This window comes from Staphylococcus sp. EG-SA-2 (genome assembly GCF_017152085.1).
In genome coordinates, this window is the sequence record NZ_JACYHC010000960.1 from 1 (window position 1) to 872 (window position 872).

General features: G+C 29.5%; 1 protein-coding gene and 1 pseudogene. Both read left to right on the forward strand.

The annotated features are described in order from the left end of the window. Positions 1-232: pseudogene (locus IDG60_RS16675) on the forward strand (class I SAM-dependent RNA methyltransferase); the annotation flags it as partial. A gap of 83 nt (positions 233-315) precedes the next feature. Continuing rightward, positions 316-648 (forward strand): DUF4889 domain-containing protein, encoded by a 333-nt coding sequence (locus IDG60_RS16680; RefSeq protein WP_000516795.1) that lies wholly within the window; start codon positions 316-318, stop codon positions 646-648. Positions 649-872 lie beyond the last annotated feature (224 nt).

The window sequence follows — 872 nt, forward strand, 5'->3', positions numbered from 1 at the left end:
TGGTGAACGTATTGGTGATCGTGAAGAAGTTGAAGAAATGTACCGTTATATTGGTAAACTAATGAAACAACATCCATTTTTATCTACATACATTTTAACAAGTAATAAAGAATTTGAATATTTAGTAGATCGTAAAGCAACGAAGCGACGTAAGTTATTTAATGGATATATAGAATGTACTTATTATCAATACTGGGGTAAAAAGACAGAACGTAAAACTATCGAAAACTAAAGTGTTTCTAATGCGTGACTAAAATTAGTATTAATTATGTTCTCATGATAATAGGTGTTTTTGAAAAATGGAGGAGTCTATAAATGGGTAAAAAAATGGGTCTAGGTTTATCTATAGCATTGATTGTTATTGGTATTGCCGTTGTATGTTTAATGATTTTTTCTAGTCAAAAAACGACTTATTTTGGTTATATGAATAGTAATACAAATGCAGAAAAAGTTGTAAGTGAAAAAGATGGATTAGTCAAACATAATATCAAAGTAGAACCATCTAATGATTTCAAACCGAAAAAAGGAGACTTTGTAAAATTAGTTTCTAAAGATGATGGGAAGACATTTTATAAACAAGAGATTGTTAAACATGATGACGTCCCACACGGTTTAATGATGAAAATTCACGACATGCATATGAATTAATAAAAAAGCATCTATAACGTAATTTTGAAGAAGTAGAGTTATCTTCTTATGCGTTTTAGATGCTTTTTTATCTTCAAATTCAAAAAATCGGACAGATGGGAGTGGGACAGAAATGATAAAGAGCCACTAATGATTTATTATGTAGTGGTTCTTACACATTAGCCACAGCTAATGTGTACTTAAAAATAGGAATACATGAGTAAAACTCATGCATAAGAAATACT